Origin of the sequence: Pseudactinotalea sp. Z1748, assembly GCF_049725185.1 — a bacterium.
GTDB lineage: Bacteria > Actinomycetota > Actinomycetes > Actinomycetales > Beutenbergiaceae > CALKWS01.
In genome coordinates this window covers 857873-876879 of record NZ_JBMPQB010000001.1, presented here as the reverse complement: position 1 = coordinate 876879, position 19007 = coordinate 857873, and the positions used below count along the sequence as shown (strand labels likewise).

The window sequence follows — 19007 nt, the reverse complement described above, 5'->3', positions numbered from 1 at the left end:
GCGCGAGTCTACCGAGCATCGGGGGTGCCCCCGCCCGCGGCTACCCTTGTGGTGATGAGTCACCCCAGCACCCCCGACGACGGTGCGTCGCACGTCTCTCCCGATCCTGCCGAGCCCGGTGGCAAGCCCGCCGAGCCCGGTGGCAAGCCCGCCGAGCCCGGTGGGGCCGCCGCGTCCGGTGGGGCCGCCGGCGGCGCCGAGGGCACCGGTCCCACGCCGCAAATCGCTGGCCCCGATTCGGAGCCCGCCAAGGCGCCGGCCACCTTCACCGAGCGCCACCGGGTGCCGGTGGGCGCGGTGGCGGTCCTGCTGTGCCTGGCCGTCGCAGCGTTCTTCGCCGTGGCCGGGCCGGCCGGTGCTGAACGCCCGGGTGCGCTGGGCACCGCCCTTCGCTGGGGGACCCCGGCGATCTGGGTGCTGCTGGCAGGTGTGGCCGCCGCCTGGACCATGCGGGTACGTCGCGAGGTCGTGAACCGGATGGGGTTCGTGGTCCTGGGGGCCTACTTGGTCTACCTGATCGTCCGGGCGCTCTGAGCACGATGGCGAAGGTCGACACAGTCACGGTGGCCGACGTGGAAGCCCTCCGGGCACCGCTCACCGGCTACTGCTACCGCCTGCTCGGTGCGGCCGCGGACACCGACGACGCGGTCCAGGAGACGATCATCCGCGCCAGCACCCGGCTGGAGACGTTCGATCCGCGCCGGGCCCGGCTGACCACCTGGGTACACCGGATCGCCACCAACATCTGCCTGGACATGCTCCGGGCCGCTGCACGCCGCGCCCTGCCGGTGGACCTGAGCCCGGGATCGGCCGGTGCGGCCGCCTTCGACGCCCCGTTGCCCGCGGAACGGTTCGTCGAGCCGATGCCCGATGCCCGGGTCGTCGAGACGACCGACCCGGGCCAGGTGGTCGAGCGGCGCGAGACGGTCCGGCTGGCGTATATCGCTGCGCTGCAACACCTGACGCCCCGCCAACGTGCCGTCTTGGTGCTTCGCGACGTCCTGGGCTTCTCGGCCGCGGAGACCGCGGTGATCCTGCAGGTCACGACCGCTGCCGCGAACAGTGCCCTGCAGCGGGCCCGGGCCGGCCTCGCCGCCGCTGCGCCGCAGCCCGCCGAGATCACCGACCCTACCGATCCGGCGCAGCAGCAACTGGTGCAGGCCTTCATCGCCGCCTTCGAGGGCCACGACGTCGAGTCGATGATCCAGGTGCTGCACGCCGACGCCGTCCAGACCATGCCCCCGTTGGCCTGGCAGGTGGCGGGCGGAGCGCAGATCGCCCACATGATCTGCACCAGTGACGCCTGCGCTCGGGACCGGATGCTGCCGATCGCGATCAACGGCTCGATCGGCGTCGGCCAGTACCGGCCCGATGAGACCGGGGTGCTGCGGCCGTTCGCGCTGGTGCTGCTGGAGAGCACCGGTGGGCAGGTCATCGAGATGGTGACCTTCCTGGGCACCGAGGGGCGGTTCGCCGAGTTCGGCCTGCCGCACGTCCTCGAGCCGTCCGCGGCGGGGTGGTGGCCCCCGAGTGAACCGTGAGCCCACCCTGCCGCGGCAGGGTGGCCACGACATGGGAGGTGATGGGGCCGGGTGCGATGAGTTCGCCGGCTCTGGTTCGTACAAGCAGTGACCGTACGCACCCGACCTAGCCGAGGAGACCAACCATGACCGCCGAGGACCTGACCGCTCACACCCACGCCGAGCGGGGGCGTCTCGCAGGCGTCCTGTCCTCGCTGTCTGAGGACCAGTGGGCCGCGCCGTCCCTGTGCGCGGGCTGGCGGATCCGGGAGGTGGTGGCGCACATCACGATGCCCTACCGGATCGGCACCGCCACGTTTCTTCTCGGCCTGGCCCGATCGCGGTTCAACTTCAACCGCTACGCCGACCGGGCCGCACGGGCCGATGCCGCCCGGCTCACGGACGCCGAACTGCTGGAGAGTCTGCGTGCCAACACCCACCATCCCTGGCGACCACCGGGCGGCGGTCAACTCGGCGCCCTGAGCCATGACGTGATCCACGGCCTGGACATCACCGAACCGCTCCGGCTGCCCTCCTGCCCGCCGGAGCGGATCGCGCTGGTGCTGCGCCAGACCGGTTCCCAGCCCCTGGGCTACTTCGGCGTGGACCTGGCCGGCCGGCAACTCATCGCCAGCGACGCCGGGGCCAGCATCGGCGAGGGCATCCCCACCTATCTGCCGGCCAAGGAGATCCTGCTGATAGCAACCGGCCGGCTTCCGCTTCCGGCCCCGGGTCCCTGCGATGCCGACCAGGACGGTCAGGCCGGCGCGCACCGACCTGACCAACCGGGTCACCGCGACGAGCGCCGTCGCGACCCCTCCCGTCCAGCTCAACCCCACGGAACCACCGACCTTCAGGAGCCCTCATGACCACCACATCTGCGCCGTCGGCCGTCCTCATCGCCCTGCCCATCGCCGATCGGCCGACCACCATGACGTTCTACGCCCGGGCTTTCGGCTGGCAGCCACTGGGAGAACCGGACCAGGACGGTGTCCCCGAACCGCTGCAGTACTCCCTGGATGAGCGCACGAGGCTGATGTTCATCCCCACCGGCGGCTTCGGGTGGGTGGTCCCCGGCCGTGACATCGCCTCCGCAGGGGTGAGTGAGTGCCTGCTCGGCCTGACCATGCCCGGGCGCCGGGACGTCATCGAGGTCATCGACGCGATGCGCATCGCCGGCGGGGACGTGCTGGCAGAGCCGGCCCAGCAGGCGTGGGGTTTCACCGGTGTGGCCACCGACCCCGACGGCCACGCCTGGCAGATCCTCAGCGACCCGGAAGGGTAGTGCGTCGCCTCTCATCGCCGACACCCCGGGCGCCGCACCGCCCCACCCGCGCTACGGTGAACCGGGAACCTCATACCACCGGGAGGCGCGATGGGCTGGCAGTTCTGGATCGACCGCGGTGGGACATTCACCGATGTGGTGGCCCGCGACGGCCAGGGCGAGTTGCACACCCACAAACTCCTCTCGGAGGACCCCGAACGCTACGACGACGCCGCCGTGGAGGCGATCGGCCGCCTGTTGCCCACCGGCGAACGGATCGATGCGGTCAAGATGGGCACCACCATTGCCACCAACGCGTTGCTGGAACGCAGCGGCGAGCCCACCGTGCTGGTGATTACCGCCGGGTTCGCCGACGCGTTGCGCATCGGCTACCAGGACCGGCCCCGCATCTTCGACCGGCAGATCGTGCTGCCCGAGCTCCTGCACACCCACACGATCGAGGCCGACGAACGCCTGGGCGCCGACGGCCAGGTGCTGCGGCCGCTCCGGGCCGACGCGCTGCGACACGAGCTCGCAGCCGCGCGCGCTGAGGGTTACCGGGCGGTGGCGATCGCATTCCTGCACGCCTACCGAGAGCCCGTCCACGAGCAGCAGGCCGCACAGATCGCCCGCGAGGTGGGCTTCACCCAGATCTCCACCTCGGCGGAGGTCAGCCCGCTGATGAAACTCATCTCCCGGGCCGACACATGCGTGGTGGACGCCTACTTGTCCCCCTTGATCGACCGGTACATCGCCGGGGTGCAGGACCAGTTGCCCGGCACCGAGTTGTCGTTCATGCAGTCCAGTGGCGGCCTGGCCCCCGCGGAGGCGTTCCGCGGCAAGGACGCGATCCTGTCCGGGCCGGCCGGCGGGATCGTGGGGATGGCCCGCACCTCCCAGGCCGCGGGGTTCGACAAGGTGATCGGCTTCGACATGGGTGGCACCTCCACGGACGTGTCGCACTTCGCCGGCCAGTACGAGCGCCAGTTCGAGACCCAGGTGGCCGGGGTGCGGATGCGCGCACCGATGATGTCCATCCACACCGTGGCGGCCGGCGGTGGATCGATCCTGCACTTCGACGGCTCCCGCTACCGGGTGGGACCGGACTCGGCCGGCGCCCGGCCGGGGCCGGCGAGCTACCGGGCCGGGGGCCCGCTGACCCTGACCGATGCGAACGTGATGCTCGGGCGCATCCACGCCGAGTTCTTCCCCCGCGTGTTCGGGGACGGGACCCAGCCGCTGGACACCGAGATCGTGGCCACCACGTTCGCCGAGATGGCCGCCCGGATCGACGACGGGCGCTCCCCCGAGCAGGTCGCGGCAGGTTTTCGCCAGATCGCAGTGGCGAACATGGCCAACGCCATCAAGAAGATCTCCATCCAGCGCGGCTACGACACGTCCGACTACACCCTGACCACGTTCGGTGGCGCCGGTGGCCAGCATGCCTGCGCGGTGGCTGATGAACTCGGGATCACCCGCGTGCTCATCCATCCCCTGGCCGGGGTGCTGTCCGCCTACGGGATGGGCCTGGCCGACCTGACGGCGATGCGCGAGCGCAGCATCGAAGCGCCCCTGGCCGCCGAGAAGTTCGAGCACCTGGAACAGGTCGCGGGCGAGTTGGCCACGGAGGCCGCCGCGGAACTGGGTGCCGAGGCCGACGAGGTGCACGCCCGCGCCCACCTGCGCTACGCCGGTACCGACACCTCACTGCAGGTGCCGCTGGGGCAGGCCGACCAGATGCTCGCTGACTTCGAAGCCGCCTACGCCAGGCGCTTCTCGTTCCTGATGTCGGACAAGGAGGTGATGGTCGAGGCCGTCTCGGTGGAGGCCGTGGTCTCCTCCGGCATCGAACTCACCGAGGATGAGCAGGTCGACGATCCCGCGAACGGCGACAGCGCCGCTACCGGTGCGCCGGTCGAGGCGCGCGCCCAGGTGCCCATGTTCATCAGCGACGCCTGGCAGCAGGTGCCGCTGTACGAGCGCGCGAACGTCCCGACCGGCCAGGTGGTCAACGGCCCGGCCATCATCGCCGAGGACACCTCCACCACCGTGGTCGAGGCCGGTTGGTCGGCGCGGCGCACCTCCTCGGGGAACCTGCTGCTGCGCGCCGAACGCGACGCCGATGAGGTCCGCGTGAGCACCGAACGCGACCCGGTGCGCCTGGAGATCTTCAACAACCTGTTCATGTCGATCGCCGAGCAGATGGGAGTGCGCCTGCGCGGCACCGCCCAGTCGGTGAACATCAAGGAACGGCTGGACTTCTCCTGTGCGATCTTCGATGCGCAGGGGAACCTGATCGCCAACGCCCCGCACATCCCGGTGCATCTGGGTTCGATGGGCGAGAGCATCCGGATGGTGATGCGCCGCAATGCCGGCACCATCGGTCCCGGGCAGGTGTTCGCGCTGAACGACCCGTACAACGGGGGCACCCACCTGCCCGATGTGACCGTGGTGACCCCGGTGTTCATCGGCCAGGACCTGCAGTTCTTCGTCGCCTCCCGGGGCCACCACGCCGAGATCGGCGGGATCACGCCCGGTTCGATGCCGGCATTCAGCCGCCATCTCGACGAGGAGGGGGTGGTGATCGACAACTGGCTGCTGGTCTCCGACGGCCGGATGCGGGAGGCCGAGACCATCGACCTGCTCACCTCCGGCTCCCACCCCAGCCGCAACCCCCGGGCGAACCTGGCTGATCTGCGTGCGCAGATCGCGGCCAACGAACGCGGTGTGGCCGAACTACGAGCCATGGTCGGCACGTTCGGCCCGGAGGTGGTGCAGGCCTACATGGGCCACGTCCGTGACAACGCCGCCGAAGCGGTGCGCCGGGTGATCGACGCCCTGGACGCGGGCAGTTACTCCTACGAGATGGACAGCGGCGCCAACATCGACGTGCGCATCACTCCCGATCCTGCGCACCGCACCGCCACCATCGACTTCACCGGAACCAGCGAGCAGCTGGAGTCCAACTTCAACGCCCCCTCGGCGGTGGCCAAGGCAGCAGTGCTGTACGTGTTCCGCACCCTGGTCGACGATGAGATACCGCTGAACGACGGCTGCCTGGAACCGTTGAGGATCATTATCCCCGAAGGGTCCATGCTCGCCCCCACCTACCCGGCGGCGGTGGTGGCGGGGAACGTGGAGACCTCCCAGGCCATCACCGGCGCGCTGTACGCCGCACTGGGGGTTCAGGCCGAGGGTGCGGGAACGATGAACAACGTGACCTTCGGCAACGACGAGCACCAGTACTACGAGACGTTGTCCTCCGGCTCCGGCGCCGGAGACGGTTTCGACGGCACCGACGTGGTGCAGACCCATATGACCAACTCCTGGCTCACCGACCCCGAGGTCTTGGAATGGCGGCTGCCGGTGCGCGTCGATGCCTACCAGATCCGGCGCGGAAGCGGCGGGCACGGCCGGTTCCGTGGCGGCAACGGCGGTCGACGGCGGCTGCAGTTCACCCAGGATGTCACCGTCACGGTGCTCAGCGGCCACCGGCGGATCCCCCCGTACGGGATGGCCGGCGGGCAGCCCGGGGCCCTGGGCCGGCACTGGGTGGAGCATCCCGACGGGTCCACCACCGAGATGGCCGGGTGTGATTCGGTGGACGCTGCCGCCGGGGATACCTTCGTCATCGAAACACCCGGCGGCGGTGGCTATGGCTCGCCCGCCCGGGAATGACCGGGCCGCCCGGAGATGGACGGGCCGACCAGGGATGAACGGGCCGGGTCAGGCCGGTTCGACGGCGTGGCGCACCAGGTCCAGCAGCCCCTGCCCGTAGGCCTCGGCGGGCGTGCGGCCGGTGTAGGTGGACTGGGCGCCGTCATGGGAGCGGGTGGTCAATTCGTAGTCGTCGCCCACGCGCTCCAGTCGCACGAAGGCCCCACCGAGCCGGTCGCGCAGCTGGTCCTCTCGGGGCAACCACAGCGCATCCTCCTTGGCCACGCTGTCCAAAGCCCATTCCGTGGTGCCGTTGAACCGAAGCACGGTGCCGGTGTCGAACTCGCGGGCCTCGATCACCATGTGCGAGAGGATGAACACGTCCTCGGTCAGAGCCTGGGCGCGGATCCGGAAGTGGTCGCCGGCCTCGGGGTGCCAGACCAGCCCGGCATCCTGCAGTTGTTGCGCCAGGGAGTCGCTGATCAGTTCCTGCTGGGAACGAGACATATCTCCTCCCTACCCCACTCCGGCGCGATGCGCTACCGCCCCGTCACCGCGTCTCACCCTCGGGGCCCGGTTCGATGAGGTCGGCGACCGCTTCCGGCCCGCCGGCCAGCAACGCCTCGAATCCCGCCTCGTCCAGGATGGGCCGGTCCAGTTCGCGGGCCTTGGCTTCCTTGGACCCGGCACCGGGACCGACGACGACGAAGTCGGTCTTCTTCGACACCGACCCCGCTGCCCGGCCGCCCCGGGTCAGGATCGCCTCCTTGGCCCCGTCCCGGGTGAAGTGCTCCATCGACCCGGTCACCACCACCGTGAGGCCCTCGAGGGTGCGTTTGACCGACTCGTCGCGCTCATCGGCCATCACCACCCCGGCAGCGGACCACCGGTCCACGATCGCCACATGCCAGTCGTGGCTGAACCACTCCACCAGTGCCTCGGCGATGGTCGGGCCCACTCCCTCCACCGCAGCCAGTGCCTCCACGGCTGCGGCCCGGATCGCGTCCAGGGAGCCGAAGTGGGCCGCCAGCGCCCGGGCCGCCGTGGGGCCCACGTGCCGGATCGACAGCGCCACCAGCACCCGCCACAGCGGTGCCGTCTTGGCCTGCTGCAGGTTGGCCAGGAGTTTCTCCCCCGAGGCCGACAACACCCGACCATCGTGCACGTCATCGGTGGGGTCGGTTTTCTTCGCCGCGCGGGTGTACAGCGGCACCGTGCGTAGTCTGTCCGCGGTCAGGTCGAACAGGTCACCCTCATCGGTGAGCACCTGCGAGTTCAGCAGCGCACCGGCCCCTTCCCAGCCCAGCGCTTCGATGTCGAAGGCGCCCCGTCCGGCGAGGGCGAACAGGCGCTCGCGCAACTGCGCCGGGCAGGTGCGCGCGTTCGGGCACCGAATGTCCACGTCGCCTTCCTTGGCCGGTGCCAGTTCGGTGCCGCACGCCGGACAGTGGGAGGGCATCACGAACTCACGCTCGGTGCCGTCGCGCAGCGCGACCACCGGTCCGAGGATCTCCGGAATCACGTCACCGGCCTTGCGCAGCACCACGGTGTCGCCGATCAGCACGCCCTTGCGGCGCACCTCACTGGCATTGTGCAGGGTGGCCATCTCCACCGTGGAACCGGCCACCAGGACCGGTTCCATCACACCGTAGGGTGTGACCCGGCCGGTGCGACCCACGTTCACCCGGATGTCGAGCAGTGTGGTGTTGACCTCCTCCGGTGGGTATTTGTAGGCGATCGCCCACCGTGGCGCCCGGGAGGTGGACCCGAGCCGGCGCTGGGCGTCGATCAGGTCCACCTTGATCACCACGCCGTCGATCTCGTGCGCGACCTCATCGCGGTGCTGGCCGTAGTAGGCGATCATGTCGCGCAGTTCAGCCAGGTCCGGTGCGACCTGGTTGCGCTCGGAGGTGGGCACCCCCCAGGAGCGCAGCAGGTCGTAGACCTGGGACTGTCGCGTCAGGTCAGCCGGGCGCTGCCCGCCCCAGGTCAGCGCACCGATCCCGTGGGCGTACAGGCCCAGCGGCCGGGATGCGGTGACCCTCGGGTCCTTCTGCCGCAATGACCCGGCTGCGGCGTTGCGTGGGTTGGCGAACGGGGCCTTGCCGGCCTCGACCTGAGCGGCGTTGAGTTCGGCGAACCTCTCCTGGGGCAGGAACACCTCGCCCCGGACCTCGATCAGGTCGGGCACCGGGCGCTCCTTCGTGGCGGTGAGCACGTGCGGCAGACCCTCGATGGTGCGCACGTTCAGGGTGACATCCTCACCGGTGCGTCCATCGCCGCGGGTGACCGCTCGCACCAGCCGCCCCCCTTCGTAGACCACCGAGACGGCCAGGCCGTCGATCTTGAGTTCCCCCAGCAGCGGGACGGCATCGGTCTCCAGTTCGCGCAGCACCCGCTCCCACCACGCCTGGAGTTCGTCGTCGGTGAAGGCGTTGTCCAGCGACATCATCTGCTCGAGATGGTCCACCGCGGTGAACTCGGTGGAGAAGGTCCCGCCGACCTGTTGCGTGGGTGAGTCCGGGTTGCGCAACTCCGGGTGAGCCGCCTCCAGTTCCTGGAGGTCCCGCACCAATTCATCGAAGCGAGCATCGGACATGACCGGGGCGTCGCGCACGTAGTAGGCGAACTGGGCGTCGCGGATCTGTTCGGCGAGTTCGGTCCACCGTGCCCGGGCACCGGGGTCGCCCGAGGACAGATCGTCGGGGAGTGTCTGCTCGGCGTTCATCAACCACCATTCTGTACCCAGTCGCCCACATCGGCCCATGTGGTGGGATAGGTCCGTGACGTACCCCGCACGCCGCGCGCCCGAGATGCAGCCGCAGACCATGCCCGGCCCCGCGCCCGCCGGGCCGACGGCGCCGGCTGTGGCCGGGCCGCCGTCTCGCCGCCACGGCGGCCTCGGGATCCTTGCCGGCCTGGTCCAGTTCGCTCTGCTCGCCGGCATCATCTGGTCGGTATGGCGTTTCACCCCGGAGTTGGTGGCGCGTGCCTCGGACGCGGTCGCGGCGTGTGACGATGCCGGCGGCGACCTGTCCTGCGTGACCAGCGCGCCGGTGTGGCGACACATGTTGTGGCCGCTGGCGGCGGTGCTCGCGGCGTTCAGCCTGTTCCGCGGCGCCCGGGTGGCCAATGCCCACCGTGCCGGGGATGGCCTGGTGCTGAGCCTGCTCGCCATGGTCATCCTGGCCGGAACCCTGATCCGGGCGATGGGCTGAGGCCGCCATGACGATCTATGACCCCTACAGCGACCCGAACCGAGTCCCGACCACCGTGGACACCGGGCGACGCGGCCGTTCGACCCGGGACCGGGCTGCCGGGCACACACCTGCGACCCACGTCATCACTCAGGTCAGTCCCGCAACCACCGAGCCCACGTCCGACCCCTACGCCTCGCACGTGGGCGGGCAGATCCTGGACCGGAGCCGCCAGGCCGAACCGGACTCACCGCGAGCGACCAACGAGCCCTACCCCGCTGACGGTCGCCCGCCGCACCGCTCTCCCGCGCTGACCGCTCTCGGCTCCTTCGTCTCCCTGAGCATCATTCCCCTCACCGTGATCCTGATGCTGCTGATCTGGCTGAACCAGGAGTTGTGCGCCGACGGCCTGTCCACCATCGAATGCCCGGGCACCGAGGCCACCGGGAACGGACTGCTGACCACCGCCATCACCGGGATGGCGGCGCTGGTGGTGAGCATGATCGGTGGCGGCCGGATCAAACGGACCCGGAACACCGCCGGGGTGGTGCTGGTGACACTGGCCGCGGGCGCGATGACGCTCCTGATCGCCTGGCTGCGTCAGAACCTCGGCGTGCCGTTCCCCTTCTGACAGGTCCGGGCGGGTTCAGGGGGCCGCCACCGGCGCCTGCTCGGAGAGCTGCTCGCGTGCGGTCCGGCCCGCGGCGCTGATGGTCGCCTGGCCCAGCACCCGGGTTCCGTCGTAGACCACCAACGACTGGCCCGGGGCGATCCCGCGCATCGGTTCGACCAAGGTCACGTGCACATCGTCCTCGGTCCGCACCACGGACGCGTCGACCAGTTGGCCGTGCGCACGCAACTGCACCTGCGCCTCGAACGCCTCGGCCACCGGCGACTCACCGGCGAACCAGACCACCTCACCGGCGGCGATGTGGTGCACGCTGAGCAATTCACTGGCGCCCACGACGACCTTGTTCGCCGCCGGGTCCACCTCCAGCACGTACCGGGGCTTGCCGTCGGGCGCCGGGCGGTCCAGTCCCAGCCCACGGCGTTGGCCGACGGTGTAGGCATAGGCGCCGTCGTGCTCTCCGACCACCCGGCCGTCGGCGTCGACCACCTCACCGGGCCGCGAGCCCAGGCGATCGCGCAGGAAACCCTTGGTGTCGCCGTCGGCCACGAAACAGATGTCGTAGGAGTCCGGCTTTGCCGACACGCCCAGACCACGGCGCTGCGCCTCCGCTCGCACGTCGTCCTTGGAGGCCACATCCCCCAGCGGGAACAGCGAACGGGCCAACCGCTCCGGACCCATCACGGCCAGCACGTAGGACTGGTCCTTGGCCTCGTCCGCCGCCCGATGCAACTCCAGCTCACCGCTGGTGCCCGTCACGATCCGGGCGTAGTGCCCGGTGGCGACGGCGTCGAACCCCAGCGCCATCCCGCGGTCGGCCAGGGCGGCGAACTTGATGTGCTCGTTGCAGCGCACGCACGGGTTCGGGGTGCGCCCCGCCTCGTACTCGGACAGGAAGTCGGCCACCACGGTGTCCTCGAACTCCTCCGACAGGTCCCACACGTAGTACGGGATGCCGAGCACGTCGGCGGCCCGGCGCGCATCGGAGGCGTCCTCGATCGAACAACACCCACGCGATCCGGTGCGATGCTGGGCCCGCGAGCGCGACAGTGCCATGTGCACCCCGACCACCTCGTGGCCGGCATCGACCGCGCGGGCGGCCGCGACCGCCGAGTCCACCCCGCCGGACAGTGCTGCCAGAACTCTCATCAGGCCACCTCCATCGGGTCACCGCGTCTGGGGCTGTAGGCGGCCCGGGCCCGCCGGACCACCTCGGGCAACGCCTCCAGCACTGCCTGGATGTCTGCCGGGGTACTGGTGTGGCCCAGGGTCAGCCGAAGTCCGGAACGGGCGCCTGCCTCGTCCAGGCCCATCGCCTCCAGTACGTGCGAGGGCTGGTTCACCCCGGCCACGCACGCCGCCCCGGATGCGGCGGAGATCCCCGCCATGTCCAGACCGAACAGGACCGCCTCGGCATCGGTGCCCTCGATCGTCAGCAGCACGTGGGAGGCGAGCCGGTCCGGGCCGGGCCCCGGCCCCCGCAGCACTGCGCCCGGCACGGTGTCACGGACCCCGCCGATCAACGCGGTCGCCAGCGCCGAGAGCCGGGCATGCTCGATCTCGCGCTCCTGCTCGGCCATCTCCATCGCGCGGGCCAGGGCCACCGCCCCGGCCACCGGCACCGTGCCCGAGCGGACCGAACGTTCCTGTCCGCCACCGTGCAAGACCGACGTCAACGGCACCTCGCGGCGCGCGAGCAGCGCCCCGGTGCCGACCGGGGCCCCGAGCTTGTGTCCGGACAGGCTCAGCATGTCCAGGTCCGTAACTGCGAAGTCCACGGGTACCCGGCCCACCGCCTGCACCGCGTCGGAGTGCACCAGGATCCCGTGTTCGCGCGCCAGGCCCGCGACCTCGCGGACCGGCTGGATCGTGCCGGTCTCGTTGTTCGCCCACATCAGCGAAACCAGCGCCACCTGCTCACCGTGGCCGGCCAACAGGTCGGCCAGTTCCTCGATGCGCACGCGCCCCTGCTCGTCCACCGGCACCAGGTGCAGCGGCGCACCGTGGGTGTCGGCGAGCGCCTGGGCGGTCTCCAGCACCGCGTGATGCTCGACGGCGGAGGTCACCACCTCCCGGCGCTGCGGTTGGGCGGCACTGATCCCGAGCCAGGTGCCCGTCACGGCCAGGTTGTCGGCCTCGGTGCCCCCGGAGGTGAAGATCACCTCCGTGGGGTGGGCTCCCAGGAGTGCGGCCACCTGCTCGCGGGCCTCCTCCAGCATCCGCCGGGCGCGCCGCCCATCGGCATGCAGGGAAGAGGGGTTGCCGACCACGGCACAGGCCTCGGTGTAGGTCTGCGCCACCTCCGGGCGCACCGGGGTGGTGGCCGCGTGGTCCAGATAGGTCGTCACAACGTTCGAGTGTACGAAGCCGGCCGCCCAGTTGCCCAGGGGCGGTGATCCAGCACACCCAGGAGCCGCACGCGGGAAGAGCGGTTAGTCTGTGCGGGGCAGGGTGTGGGAAGGGCGGAACGTGGGGCGTTGGTCGGACCGGCGCGCGGCCAAACGCGCGCGCAAGCAGTACCTGGCCGACTACTACGGTCAGGACGACGCCGGACCCACCGGCCCCGCCAACCCCTACCGCAGCGCGTTGCCACCGGAGTCCACCGCGGGCAGCACCAGCACGGCCGGCACCGGCCGTGGCTCCCGCCGCCGGATCAGGCGCGCCCAGCGCAGGAAGAGCGCGCGCCACCAGGTCCCGGGGTGGGTGAACCAACCCGCCCGGCTCGACCCGGCCCTGGCCGGACGGCTGGCGCGGGAGCAACGCCGGACCGAGGCCGGCTGGCCCACCGCCCGGCACACCCGGTACGGCACCTCGGCACGGGCCGGTGACGCGGCCGCCCCGGCCTCCACCACGCCCGCCGCATCCACCTCCATCCCCTCCGGCCGCGGCGGCAACCGAGGTGGCGTCGCCCGGTCCGCAGCCACACCGTCTGCGTCCCGGTCCCGCCGGACGGGGCGATCTGGAGCGTTACCGAGTCGCCAGTGGATCCGCCCGGTCCTGGTTCTGGTCGCCGCGTGCGTGGTGATCCCTGTGGTGGCCGGGCTGCTCCTCGCTGCTCCCGGGGGCGCTGACCTGTCCGAGCGGGTCGCGGAGGACTTCGAGGTGATCTGGGAGAGGGAGGTGCCCGAGTTGGACCCGGACGGCGGCTACAGCTCGCTGGTGCCCGTGGACTCGCCCGACCGGTATACCTCGGCCGGCACCGAGATCGTCACCACCGAGGACACGTGGGTCGTGATGGTCGAACAGGACACCGCCCGGGCGTTGCTGGGCCTGGATCCCCGGGACGGGTCGGTGCGGTGGCGCCAGGACCTCGACCGGTCCCACTGCAGCGCGCGCACCGGCCCGGACGGCACGGTGGTGTGCCTGTCCCAGGAGGCCCCCGGCGGTTCGGCCTGGACCGGGCACGTGCTCGACGCCGCCAGCGGCGACGAGCTGACCTCCTGGCAGGCACCGCTCACCGGGGCGTGGGGGGTGCACCTGACCGATGCCGGCCTGCTGGTGCTGGCTGAGTCGGGCGCCCGGACCTACGACCGCCTCACCCTGCTCGACGTGACCGACGGCACCGAGGCCTGGGCGGTCGACCTGCTCGACATCGACGACGCGGAATCGATGTTCTACGAGCGCGAGGTCGATGACGTCGGTCACACCGTCATGAGCACCCGGCAGTGGCAGGACGAGGGCGAGCACGCGACACTGTCCGCCTCAACCACAGCATTATTCGTCGACACCGGCACCGGAGATGTCACGCCCCGGCACTGCTATCCGATCCTCCTCACCGAGGACGCCCTGGGGTGCGACTCCTACCGGCACATGGTGATGTACCACCTCGACGGTACCGAGCGTTGGTCCTCGGCGCGGGTCGACCTGGCCCTACCGGCGTACCGGGGCGAACACGTGCTGATCAACATCACCGGTGAGTCGCTGCACCACACCGACTGGGACAGCGGCTACGTGGGGGCGTCGGTGCGCCGGGTGGAGCGTGGTTCGATCGCCACCGGCACACAGACCGACCCCTTCCTGATGAGTGACCACGAGTTGCTCAGCCTGGCCCCCGACGGTTCCCAGGTCCGCTGGAGCGAGGAGATCCGCGGCATGAACTCGATCACCACGGTGCTGGTGACCGATGAGGTGGCCATCGTCAACGCCTTCAGCGCGATGGGCCTGGACCTGACCACCGGGGAGCAGTTGTGGACGCGCTACGGCCGCGGCAACCTGCACCTGGCAGGCGACGCGCTCATCGCCACCAACAGCAGCTCTGTGGCCCTGCTGGAGATCCCCTGACCTACGATCGGACCATGCCCGCCCGCCTGCACACCTCGCCCCGGCTCGGCATCACGTCGGTGAGTCGGTGCGCGCTGTGAGGAGACATCCATGATCGAGCGCGAGATCACCGAACGCGTCGCGTTGTGCCGCCCCGATGGCCGGTTGAACTCCGAAGCCGTCGGTTGGACCCGTAAGCCCCTGCACGACACCTCCGGAATCGGGCGTGGCCGCTACGCCCGGGCCCGGAACAAGCGCTGGGAGTACTGGAACGTCACCACACCCACGCACATCCTGGCGCTGACCATCTCCGACATCTCCTACGCCGGCGTCCACGAGGTGTGGCTGTTCGACCGCGCAACCGGCGAAGTGATCGGGGCCAACGCGATGGCTCCGTTCGCGGTGAACACGACGCTGCCGGGCACGCTTGGCCAGGGCCCGGCGCGCGCCCATGCCGCAGACCTGGCCATCGCGATCGATGAGGTCGAGGGTGGCACCCGGCTGCGGGCGATCACCTCCCGGGTGCGCTTCGATGTGCTCGCCTCCCGGCCGCCCGGCCATGAGGCGATGGGCGTCGTGGTGCCCTGGAGCGACCGGTTGTTCCAGTACACCGTCAAGGACGTGGCCCGTCCCGCCGCCGGGCGGCTATGGGTCGACGGCGTGCGCCGGGAGGTACCGGAGGGCTCCTCCTGGGCGGTGCTCGACCACGGCCGGGGCCGATGGCCCTACCGGGTGCGGTGGAACTGGGGCGCGGCCTCCGGCATCGTCGACGGCAGACGGATCGGGGTGCAGATCGGGGCCAAGTGGACCGAGGGCACCGGTTCGACCGAGAACGCGCTGGTAGTCGAGGGCGTCGTGCACAAGATCAGCGAGGAACTCACCTGGACCTACCACCCGGGCAACTGGCTGGCGCCGTGGCGGATGCAGGGTGAGCGTGCCGACCTGACGTTCACGCCCTTCTACCACAAGAGTTCGCGCACCTGCCTGGGCGTGGTCGCCACCGAAGGTCATCAGTGCTTCGGCCACTACACCGGCTGGATGAGCGAGTCCACCGGAGCCCGGGTGAGCGTGGACGGCCTGACCGGCTGGGCCGAGTACGTGGCTCAGCGGTGGTGAGCGCGCGCATGACCGAAGCCCGGAGCACGGAGGTGGTCGACGCCGGCACCGTGACCTCCCTGGCCGCCCGGCGCGAACGCCTGGGCGCCCACCTGGTCCCGGGCGGGCTGGACGTGGTGGTGCACGCCCCGCACGCCACGCAGGTTCAGGTGTGCCTGCTCGACGTTGCTGCCGGGAGCCTGCGGGAGCGCCGCTACTGGCTGGTCCCGGGTACCCACGGGCGCTGGTCCGGGCACGTGCCCGGGGTGGTCGCCGGGCAACGGTACGGACTGCGGGTACACGGGCCCTGGGATCTCGCCCACGGGTACCGGCACAACCCGAGCAAATTGCTGCTGGATCCCTATGCCCGTGCGGTCACCGGCGAGGTGGACCTGGTTCCGCAGATCTACGGCGGCGTAGTCGATGAGCATCTGGAGCCGGTGTCCGACGAGCCCGACGGGCGCGACTCGGCTCCCTACGTACCGCACGGGGTCGTGGTCGCAGAACCCGAGGTCGTGGAGCACCGGCCCCGCCTGTGGTGGTCCGAGACGGTCATCTACGAGGCTCACGTCAAGGGCTTGACGATGCAACTGCACGGGGTGCCGGAGGAACTTCGGGGCACGTACGCCGGGCTGGCGCATCCGGCCACCATCGCCCACCTGCGGGGACTGGGCATCACCGCGGTGGAGTTGCTGCCCATCTTCGCCAAGGCCACCGAACCGGCCCTGAGACGCCGCGGCGCGGTGAACTACTGGGGCTACAACACCTTGGCGTTCTTCGCCCCCGAGCCCTCCTACGCCACCGCCGCAGCCCGCGCCGCCGGCCCTGCGGCGGTGATCCAAGAGGTCCGCGCGATGGTCGAGTCCCTGCATGAGGCGGGACTGGAGGTGCTCCTGGACGTGGTGTACAACCACACCGCCGAAGGTGGCGTGGACGGGCCGATGCTGTCCTGGCGGGGGCTGGACAACGCCGGATACTATCTGCACACCACCAGCACCCACGGCCGGTACCTGGACGTCACCGGAACGGGGAACTCGGTGGACTTCCGCTCCCAGCACGCGGTGGCCATGGCGATCGACTCGATGCGGTACTGGGTCGAGCGGATCGGCGTGGACGGGTTCCGGCTGGACCTGGCGGTCACACTGGGTCGCAACGGCACCGAGTTCGACCCCCGGCACCCGCTGCTGGTGGCGATGGCGATCGATCCGGTGCTGGCCGGGGTGAAGCAGATCGCCGAGCCGTGGGACGTGGGGCCGCACGGGTGGCGCACCGGTCAGTTCGCGGCCCCGATGGCGGAGTGGAACGACCGGTTCCGCGATGTGACCCGATCCTTCTGGCTCTCCGATGTCGCCTCCATACGCTCGGGCGGGAAGGGGCAGGACCTGCGTGACCTGGCCACCCGGCTGGCCGGGTCGGCCGACCTGTTCGCCCATACCGGCATCCCGGGCGGACGCGGGCCGACGTCGTCGGTGAACTACGTGACCGCCCACGACGGTTTCACCCTGGCGGACCTGACCTCCTACGACGTCAAGCACAACTGGCGCAACGGGGAGGACAACCGGGACGGCTCCGACCACAACCACTCCTACAACCACGGTGCGGAGGGACCCACCGAGGATGCGGAGATCCAGACCGCCCGGCGTCGGTCGATCCGGGCGCTGCTGGGCACGCTGTTGGTCTCCGCGGGCACCCCGATGCTCACCGCGGGTGATGAGATCGGCCGTACCCAGAACGGCAACAACAACGCCTACGCCCGCGACGACGCCTCGGTGTGGGTGGACTGGAACACCGAGCCCTGGCAGCAGGATCTGTTGGCCACCACCGCGCACCTGCTCGCCCTGCGCCGCGAGCACCGGGCCCTGCGCACCGACCGGTACATGACCTTCACCTCCGGTGCCTACGACTGGAGCGCACTGGTGGCCTGGTTCGATGGCAACGGCTCGGCGATGGAACTGGACGTCTGGCACGACGCCGACCAGCGCATCCTGCAGATGCTGCGGCATCCGCCCGAACCGGGTGCTGCCCAGGCACTGGTGCTCTTCAACGGCACCCTGGCGCAGGCCGAGGTCCCGCTGGCCGGCCCGCACGACGTCAGCCTGGTCTGGGATTCGGCGTGGGAGCGGCCCGGCCCGGCCGGACCGGTGCTACCCCCGGGCTCGGCGGTACGGATCGTACCGCTGAGCATGCAGATCTACCTGAGCGGGCCGCTGCCCTGAGTGGCCGCCGATCGGTGCCCGCCCGGCGAGTAGGCTGGACGCCGTGAGTTCTGACACCAAGATCGACGGTACCGATGGCCCCCACCTGGACAGCGCCGAGGCGCTGGACCGGTCGCTGAGCGCCGCGCAGGCCCGCAGCGACCAGATCGAGCAGCAACTGGCCACCGACCCGAGCAACTTCCGCATGCTGACCGGGGACCGGCCCACCGGGCGGCTACACCTGGGACACTACCTGGGCACCCTGGTCAACCGCGTACGCCTGCAGGATCTCGGCTTGGAGACGATGGTGCTGGTGGCCGACTACCAGGTCATCACCGACCGGGACGAGACCGGCCGGCTGGCCGATGTGGTGCTGGAACTGCTCGCCGACTACCTGGCCGTGGGCATCGACCCGGCCAAGTCCACGATATTCGCCCACTCGGCGGTACCGGCCCTGAACCAGTTGATGCTGCCGTTCCTGTCCCTGGTCACCGACGCCGAACTGCGCCGCAACCCCACCGTGAAGGCGGAATTCGAGGCCTCCGGAGGGCGCCCGATGAGCGGCCTGCTGCTCACCTACCCGGTGCACCAGGCCGCCGACATCCTGTTCTGCAAGGCCAACCTGGTGCCGGTGGGCAAGGACCAGTTGCCGCACCTGGAGATGTCCCGGGTGATCGCCCGCCGGTTCAACGAGCGCTACGGCGGCGGCCAGCAGATCTTCGGCGCCCCGGAGGCGCTGCTCTCCCCGGTGGTCAACCTGCTGGGCACCGACGGGGTGCACAAGATGTCCAAGTCCAAGCACAACACGATCGACCTGGCGATGACCGAGGACGAGACGGCCCGGGCACTCAAGCGCGCCGTCACCGACTCCGACCGGAACATCACCTATGACCCGCAGGACCGCCCGGCGGTGGCGAATCTGCTGTCCATGGCTGCGCTGTGCTCCGGGGCGGATCCCCGCGACCTGGCCACCCAGATCGGCGACGGCGGGGGTGGTGCGCTCAAGGCGCTGGTCACCGAGGCGGTCAACGAGCGCCTGGCGCCGGTGCGTACCCGTCGCGCCGAACTGGCCGCCGATCCCGGGTACCTGCTGAGCGTGCTGCGCGAGGGCAATGCCAAGGCCAACGGGATCGCCGATGCCACCCTCTCCGAGGTGCGCGAGGCGATGGAGATGGTCTACTAACCGGGCGC

At 70.5% G+C, this 19007-nt stretch carries 15 protein-coding genes; 11 read left to right on the top strand and 4 right to left on the bottom strand.

The features are described from left to right. Positions 1 to 54: 54 nt before the first annotated feature. The 5 genes from ACO0LU_RS04090 (at position 55) to ACO0LU_RS04070 (ending at position 6462) form a co-directional block, all read left to right on the top strand. A complete protein-coding gene (locus ACO0LU_RS04090) occupies positions 55 to 534 on the top strand; it encodes a hypothetical protein (RefSeq protein ID WP_424790134.1) in 480 nt (159 codons plus the stop codon). 5 nt (positions 535 to 539) lie between these two features. Continuing rightward, positions 540 to 1541 carry an RNA polymerase subunit sigma-70 gene (locus ACO0LU_RS04085; RefSeq protein WP_424790133.1) on the top strand — a complete coding sequence of 334 codons (1002 nt, stop codon included), beginning with the start codon at positions 540 to 542 and terminating at the stop codon, positions 1539 to 1541. Between the two features lie 125 nt (positions 1542 to 1666). Further along, complete coding sequence (locus tag ACO0LU_RS04080) at positions 1667 to 2389, top strand: maleylpyruvate isomerase family mycothiol-dependent enzyme (protein WP_424790132.1); 723 nt, start codon at positions 1667 to 1669, stop codon at positions 2387 to 2389. Continuing rightward, on the top strand, positions 2386 to 2805 hold the full coding sequence (locus ACO0LU_RS04075) for a VOC family protein (protein ID WP_424790131.1): 420 nt from the start codon (positions 2386 to 2388) through the stop codon (positions 2803 to 2805). Before ACO0LU_RS04080 ends, ACO0LU_RS04075 begins: the two co-directional genes overlap by 4 nt. 90 nt (positions 2806 to 2895) lie before the next feature. After that, a complete protein-coding gene (locus ACO0LU_RS04070) occupies positions 2896 to 6462 on the top strand; it encodes a hydantoinase B/oxoprolinase family protein (protein WP_424790130.1) in 3567 nt (1188 codons plus the stop codon). 48 nt (positions 6463 to 6510) lie between these two features. On the opposite strand, the gene ACO0LU_RS04065 is transcribed toward ACO0LU_RS04070, so the two are convergent. Both ACO0LU_RS04065 and ligA read right to left on the bottom strand, forming a co-directional pair. Continuing rightward, on the bottom strand, positions 6511 to 6948 hold the full coding sequence (locus ACO0LU_RS04065; RefSeq protein ID WP_424790129.1) for a pilus assembly protein CpaE: 438 nt from the start codon (positions 6946 to 6948) through the stop codon (positions 6511 to 6513). A gap of 43 nt (positions 6949 to 6991) precedes the next feature. Then, entirely contained in the window at positions 6992 to 9169 is a 2178-nt protein-coding gene (gene ligA, locus ACO0LU_RS04060; RefSeq protein WP_424790128.1) for an NAD-dependent DNA ligase LigA, read from the bottom strand. A gap of 55 nt (positions 9170 to 9224) precedes the next feature. Between ligA and ACO0LU_RS04055 the strand changes: the two genes are divergently transcribed. Both ACO0LU_RS04055 and ACO0LU_RS04050 read left to right on the top strand, forming a co-directional pair. Further along, complete coding sequence (locus tag ACO0LU_RS04055; RefSeq protein ID WP_424790127.1) at positions 9225 to 9659, top strand: hypothetical protein; 435 nt, start codon at positions 9225 to 9227, stop codon at positions 9657 to 9659. Positions 9660 to 9666: 7 nt separating this feature from the next. Then, positions 9667 to 10269, top strand: coding sequence for a hypothetical protein (locus tag ACO0LU_RS04050; RefSeq protein WP_424790126.1), 603 nt, complete (start codon positions 9667 to 9669; stop codon positions 10267 to 10269). Positions 10270 to 10284: 15 nt separating this feature from the next. Here ACO0LU_RS04050 and mnmA read toward each other — a convergent pair whose 3' ends face one another. Both mnmA and ACO0LU_RS04040 read right to left on the bottom strand, forming a co-directional pair. Next, the gene (gene mnmA, locus ACO0LU_RS04045) at positions 10285 to 11415 is read right to left on the bottom strand and encodes a tRNA 2-thiouridine(34) synthase MnmA (protein ID WP_424790125.1); all 1131 of its coding nucleotides are present in this window, start codon (positions 11413 to 11415) and stop codon (positions 10285 to 10287) included. Continuing rightward, entirely contained in the window at positions 11415 to 12614 is a 1200-nt protein-coding gene (locus ACO0LU_RS04040) for a cysteine desulfurase family protein (protein WP_424790124.1), read from the bottom strand. The genes mnmA and ACO0LU_RS04040 overlap by 1 nt, the downstream gene beginning before the upstream one ends. Before the next feature lie 121 nt (positions 12615 to 12735). Here ACO0LU_RS04040 and ACO0LU_RS04035 point away from each other — a divergent pair, with 121 nt between their 5' ends. The 4 genes from ACO0LU_RS04035 (at position 12736) to trpS (ending at position 18999) form a co-directional block, all read left to right on the top strand. Next, positions 12736 to 14547, top strand: coding sequence for a PQQ-binding-like beta-propeller repeat protein (locus ACO0LU_RS04035; RefSeq protein ID WP_424790123.1), 1812 nt, complete (start codon positions 12736 to 12738; stop codon positions 14545 to 14547). Between the two features lie 90 nt (positions 14548 to 14637). Further along, complete coding sequence (locus ACO0LU_RS04030; RefSeq protein WP_424790122.1) at positions 14638 to 15642, top strand: DUF2804 domain-containing protein; 1005 nt, start codon at positions 14638 to 14640, stop codon at positions 15640 to 15642. 8 nt (positions 15643 to 15650) lie between these two features. Next, entirely contained in the window at positions 15651 to 17837 is a 2187-nt protein-coding gene (gene glgX, locus ACO0LU_RS04025) for a glycogen debranching protein GlgX (protein ID WP_424790121.1), read from the top strand. Positions 17838 to 17898: 61 nt separating this feature from the next. Beyond that, positions 17899 to 18999: a tryptophan--tRNA ligase gene (gene trpS, locus ACO0LU_RS04020; RefSeq protein WP_424790190.1), complete on the top strand. Its 1101-nt coding sequence runs from the start codon at positions 17899 to 17901 to the stop codon at positions 18997 to 18999. Positions 19000 to 19007: the final 8 nt, after the last annotated feature.